4 protein-coding genes are annotated in these 6,337 nt (G+C 39.2%); all 4 read left to right on the forward strand.

Annotated elements, in window-relative coordinates; all coding sequences use genetic code 11:
* The first annotated feature begins 7 nt into the window (after positions 1-7).
* From argB to carB, 4 genes are read left to right on the forward strand one after another with little or no spacing between them, the layout of a single operon-like run.
* Positions 8-811 carry an acetylglutamate kinase gene (gene argB / locus D8M05_RS01120; protein ID WP_342772214.1) on the forward strand — a complete coding sequence of 268 codons (804 nt, stop codon included), beginning with the start codon at positions 8-10 and terminating at the stop codon, positions 809-811.
* Positions 804-1,997, forward strand: coding sequence for an acetylornithine transaminase (locus tag D8M05_RS01125; RefSeq protein WP_121127768.1), 1,194 nt, complete (start codon positions 804-806; stop codon positions 1,995-1,997). Before argB ends, D8M05_RS01125 begins: the two co-directional genes overlap by 8 nt.
* On the forward strand, positions 1,994-3,079 hold the full coding sequence (locus tag D8M05_RS01130) for a carbamoyl phosphate synthase small subunit (RefSeq protein WP_121127770.1): 1,086 nt from the start codon (positions 1,994-1,996) through the stop codon (positions 3,077-3,079). The genes D8M05_RS01125 and D8M05_RS01130 overlap by 4 nt, the downstream gene beginning before the upstream one ends.
* The gene (gene carB / locus D8M05_RS01135; protein WP_121127772.1) at positions 3,066-6,287 is read left to right on the forward strand and encodes a carbamoyl-phosphate synthase (glutamine-hydrolyzing) large subunit; all 3,222 of its coding nucleotides are present in this window, start codon (positions 3,066-3,068) and stop codon (positions 6,285-6,287) included. The genes D8M05_RS01130 and carB overlap by 14 nt, the downstream gene beginning before the upstream one ends.
* Positions 6,288-6,337: the final 50 nt, after the last annotated feature.

Consider the following 6,337-nt stretch of genomic DNA (forward strand, 5'->3'; position numbering starts at 1 on the left):
GGTGATGATGTTGAAGAGAGTCATATTAAAAGTGGGTGGAAGTGTTCTTGCAAAACTGCCAAAGAACTTCTACAGGACAGTTGTCGCTTTAAAGAATGCGAATATTTGTGATCCAATTATTGTTCATGGAGGCGGACCAGAAATCAACCAGGTGCTAACAAAATCTCATGTGGAAAGCACATTCGTTGAAGGGCTCCGTGTCACGACAAAAGAAATTTTACATGTTGCAGAAATGGTCATGAGCGGTTCCATTAATAAGCAGGTTGTGACCAACTTGAAAAAAGCTGGGGGAGAAGCGGTCGGTTTAAGCGGAGTTGATGGATCTTTACTAGAAGCAACACCTGTAGATTCTTCTGGTAACCTCGGGTTTGTTGGTCGGGTTAGTAAAGTAAATGAATCGTTACTAACACTTATCATGAAGCAGGGAATGATTCCAGTTATATCACCGATTGGTATGGATGATAGTGGGCAGCATTATAACATAAATGGTGATATGGCGGCCTCAGCTGTAGCTTCTGCATTAAAGGGGAAGTTAGTTTTTGTCAGTGATATTCCAGGTGTTATGGAAATAGTTGATGGAAATCCTATTGTCCACAAAAAACTTGCAGAGCAAGAAATTTATAAAATGATTGATTCTGGTGTGATTTATGGCGGAATGATTCCAAAAGTCCGTTCTGCAATGAATGCATTATCAGCAGGCGTTGAGGAGTCTATGATTATTAATGGTTTAACTCCTACAGATTTAAAGGAGTATTTGGAAGGAAATGAAGTTGGTACGAAAATAACTACAGGGGAGGTTCGTCATGTCTAATACAACCACGCAATCCGCACTAATGTCTACATACAATCGATTCCCTATCAAACTTGTCAAAGGAAAAGGAAGCTATGTTTGGGATGAAAATGGTAAGAAATATTTAGATTACACTTCAGGAATAGCGACATGCAATTTAGGTCATGTCCCTGATTCTGTGCAAGTAAAATTAAAAGAACAAATTGACTTACTTTGGCATTGTTCCAACCTTTATGAAATACCAAATCAAGAGAATCTCGCCAAGATTCTTACGGAAAATAGCTGTCTTGATAATGTTTTTTTCTGTAATAGTGGGGCAGAAGCAAATGAAGCTGCTATTAAGCTTGCTAAAAAATATGCTAAAGATCAAGGAAAACCAAATCGAACGGAAATTGTTACTTTTAAACACTCTTTTCACGGGCGCACAGGTACGACAATGGCTGCAACTGCACAGGAAAAGATTCACCAAGGTTTTACACCTCTGACATCAGGATTCCGTTACCTTCCGTACAATGATTTTGCTGCACTAGAAGCAATTAACAATGGCAATACAACGGCTGTTTTATTGGAACTGGTTCAAGGAGAAGGTGGCGTTCATCCTGCATACATCGATTGGGTAAAGCAACTTGAATCAATTTGTAAAGAAAATGATATTTTGCTCATGTTAGACGAAGTACAAACCGGAATTGGTAGAACAGGAACATTGTTTGCTTATCAACAATATGGCATCGAAGCCGATGTTATTACGTTAGCAAAGGGCCTTGGATCTGGTGTTGCGCTTGGAGCGATGCTTGCGAAAGAAGCAGTCGCATATTCATTTCAGCCAGGAACACATGGAAGTACATTTGGTGGAAATCCACTCGCAACAAGTGCAGGACTTGCTACTATGGAAACCATTTTGCAAGAAGATATCCTAGCAAATGTGGTGGAGAATAGTGAATGGCTTCTAGAAGAACTGAAAAGGTTAAAGCAAGCCTTTGGTAATATTGTTGATGTGAGAGGGCTTGGTTTCTTAATTGGTATAGAAATGATGGATGATGTTGGAACATGGATTAGCCGCTTTCGTGAAAAAGGCATTCTTGTCTTATCCGCAGGGGCAAAAACATTGCGGATTTTGCCTCCACTAACAACAACGAAGGAGGAACTGGAATATTTTATGAATGTGTTTCAAGAACTCTTATCTGATTTCAAGGAGGATAATGTATGACAAAGGGGTATCTTATATTAGAAACGGGAGAGGAATTCATTGGAGATTGGATTGGCTCAGAAATAGAAATGGAAGGGGAAGTCGTTTTTAATACAAGTATGACAGGGTATCAGGAAATGATGACTGACCCTTCCTATAAGGGGCAAATTTTAACCTTTTGTTATCCAATTATTGGTAGCTATGGCGTGAACGATGTGGATGATGAAAGCAAGGGAATCGCTGTTTCAGCTGTTGTTATTAGTGATGTTTGTGATGAGCCAAGTCACTACCAATCTACCACATCATTAACAGATAAGCTTAAGTCAGAAAATATCCCAGGACTAGCAAATATCGATACCCGTTCCCTAGTTGCTACAATCCGAAAGCACGGAAATGTAAGTGGAAAAATACTAAAAGTAAAAGACGCTAGAAAAACGAAACAATGGAAAGAAAAGAATAGTCTGGAATTAGTTCAAAGTGTTTCAGTCAATGAGCAAGAATCATATGGCGATGGTCATCATCATGTTGTACTCGTTGATTTTGGGTATAAGAAATCAATACTAAAGGCGCTATTAAACCAAGATTGTAAAGTAACCATTGTTCCTTATAACACCGAATTTGAAACGATTGCATCACTGCATCCAGATGGGGTTTTGATAAGTAATGGCCCTGGAGATCCATTAGCATTAACAGCTGTACTTCCAACGATAAAGGCGTTGACTAAAAATTTCCCTACGCTTGGTATTTGTTTAGGCCATCAATTGATTGTTCTCGCATATGGTGGCAAGACGGAGAAAATGCCGTTTGGACATCGAGGAGGGAATCATCCTGTCAAAGATTTAGCAACTGGAAAAGTATATATTACCGCACAAAATCATGGCTATGTCGTTATTGCGGATAGTGTAGATAAGGAAAATTTCCAAATCTCATTCCAAAATGTAAATGACAAGACAGTTGAAGGCATAAAGCATGTTCATTTACCAGTTCAATCCGTTCAGTTTCACCCTGAAGCCCATTCTGGTCCAAGTGACACGGAATATATTTTTAAAGATTTCATTCAGCAGGTAGTGACCTTAGGGGGGAGAAGATATGTTAAAGCATAGAACATTGAATAAGGTACTTATTATTGGATCAGGACCAATTGTCATTGGTCAGGCAGCAGAATTCGATTATGCGGGAACACAGGGCTGTCTTGCATTAAAGGAAGAAGGAATTGAAGTAATTCTTGTTAATAATAATCCAGCAACAATTATGACAGACGAAAGCATCGCAGACCGTGTATATATGGAACCTTTAGATGTAAGTACATTAGAAAAAGTTATTGCAAAAGAAAGACCTGATGGATTAATCGGAACATTGGGTGGGCAAACAGGTTTGAATTTAACTGTAGAGCTCCATCAAAAAGGGATATTAGATAAATATCATGTCGCATTACTTGGGACGTCCGCCCATGCCATTCAAAAAGGAGAAGACCGTGAAAAGTTTCGCAGCTTAATGATAGATATCAACGAACCCATCGCGGAATCGAAAATTATTCAATCTATTGATGCGGGACTATCCTTTATCAAAGAAATTGGTTATCCAGTCATTCTTCGCCCAGCTTATACGCTCGGTGGTGAGGGTGGTGGCTTTGCCTATAATGAAGATGAATTTATCAATCTATTGGATAAAGGATTGAAATTGAGCCCAATTACACAAGTTCTTGTTGAAAAAAGTATTAAAGGTTGGAAGGAAATTGAGTATGAAGTAATGCGTGATGTGAATGACACGTGTGTAATTGTTTGTAATATGGAAAATATGGATCCTGTTGGCGTTCATACCGGTGACTCGATTGTAGTCGCACCCTCTCAGACATTAACGGATGTTCAGTATCAAATGTTGCGCACATCCTCTTTAAAAGTGATTCGTGCCTTAGGTGTTATCGGTGGTTGTAACATTCAATTTGCATTACATCCAGAGTCCAATGAATATTGTATTATTGAAGTGAATCCAAGAGTAAGTAGGTCTTCTGCATTAGCATCGAAAGCGACAGGTTATCCGATTGCGCGGATTGCAACAAAATGCGCAATTGGACAGCGTTTAGACGAAATCATTAACCCGATAACTGGTAATACATATGCATCATTTGAGCCTGCACTAGATTATATCGTTGTCAAACTCCCAAGGTTTCCTTTTGATAAATTTACAGAAGCCGATCGAACACTTGGAACGCAAATGAAAGCAACTGGAGAGGTTATGGCAATTGACCGCACATTTGAAGGTGCATTAAATAAAGCAGTACGTTCCCTTGAGATGAATGTTCACAGTTTAGATTTCCCAGGCTTCGATGAGAAGTCTGACCAAGAATTAATGGAACGATTAACTGTTCCGAATGACTTAAGGCTTTTCGCAATTGCAGAAGCGATGAATCGAGGAATGCCTATCGAAAAGATAATGAAGCATACAGGTATAGACTATTGGTTTTTACGGAAAATGGACCGAATACTTGAATGTGAAAAAGCAATGGGTGAAAGTGAATGGCCAAATGTAGCTGATGAGCTTTTGCGAGAGGCTAAGCGTTATAACGTAAGCGATGAACGAATTGCAGCGTTACTTGGAACCACATCTAAGGTGTTAAGGGAACACTTTAAGAAAATAGGATTACAGCCTGCATATAAACTAGTAGATACGTGTGCAGGGGAATTTGATGCAATTACACCGTATTATTATTCTACTTGGCATGGAAATGATGAGGTCCTAGCTCGTTCAAATGCTAAAAAAATTCTTGTCCTGGGATCGGGGCCAATTCGAATCGGACAGGGAGTAGAATTTGATTATTGTTCCGTACATGCCGCTATGGCTGTGAAAAAAATGGGTTATGAGGCAGTGGTGATTAATAATAACCCTGAAACCGTTAGTACGGATTATTCAGTGGCTGATCGTTTATATTTTGAACCGCTAGCACTGGAAGATGTTCTAGCAGTTATTGAAAAGGAAAAAGTGTCTGGTGTACTGATTCAATTTGGGGGTCAAACTGCTATTAATTTGGCTAATGCATTGGAGGATGAAGGGGTTCCTATTCTTGGGACGACTCCTGAACATATCGACCAAATGGAAGATAGAGAACAGTTTTATGAAGTATTAAACGGGTTAAATATCCCGCATATTACTGGAAGTATTGTTCATTCATTGGAGGAGTTATCTGAATCAGCATATGAATTAGGCTTTCCTGTACTTATCCGACCTTCCTATGTAATCGGAGGCCAATCCATGTTTATTTGTAACAATGAAAAGGATCTATATCATTATGTTGCTCGTATTCAGAAAGACACAAATGACCGCTGTTGGCCACTCTTGATTGATCAATATCTACCTGGTTTGGAATGTGAAATTGATGTCATTAGTGATGGGTGTGAGATTGTTGTTCCAGGAATCTTTGAACATATTGAAAAGGCAGGTGTACATTCAGGTGATAGTATGAGTGTCTTCCCGCCAATATCTCTATCTGATGAAGTCAAGAAAGAAATGGTAGAGATGGCAGGGAGAATATGTAAGACCGTTCCAATTGTAGGGATGATGAACATTCAATTCGTTTACCACCAGGGAACGTTGCTTGTCTTAGAGGTAAATCCACGGTCATCAAGAACGATTCCAGTTATGAGTAAAGTAACAGGGATTCCTATGGTCGAATGGGCTGCAAAGGTGCAATTAGGTATCCCGTTAAAGGAAATTACTGAAGAGGTCGGTTTACTAAAGGATCCTTTTTATTATACAGTGAAGGCACCAATTTTTTCTGCGAGTAAATTAAAGGGTGTTGACCATATATTAGGGCCGGAAATGAAATCAACCGGAGAAATTATTGGAATCAGTCAATCGAAAAATGAGGCACTGAAGAAAGTTTCGGGATATGTTGCTAAGCCTGGAGAAGTGAAGCAGATTTTTGTATCTGTTGCTGACCACTTAAAAAAAGAAAGTGTTTCGCTTGTTCGTGAATTTGCGGAGTTAGGAGCGGAAATTGTTGCTACCGAGGGAACTGCAGTCTATTTAGAGGAACAGGGTATTAAGGTAGTAAAAGTCGCAAATGATAAAGCTAAATTGTTAAATCATTGGAAGTCGCTTGCTCCAGATATTGTGCTGAATATTCCGAATCAAGGAAGAGAAAAAGAGAAAATTGGTTTCTATATTCGTGAATTATCAGTGAGGTATCAGATTCCATATTTTACAAGCTTACAGACATTGCAAGCGATGAAAGATTGTTTGGAAGATGACAACTGGGAAGAGAGCGTTACTTCCTTGCAAGAATATTTAGGACATATTCTTGTTGAACGATGAAAGTAGTTTAGTTAAAAAGCGAGGGTGAAGCCCCTCGCTTTTTAATATCC

The organism is Oceanobacillus bengalensis (assembly GCF_003628445.1).
Taxonomy (GTDB): Bacteria; Bacillota; Bacilli; order Bacillales; family Amphibacillaceae; genus Oceanobacillus; species Oceanobacillus bengalensis.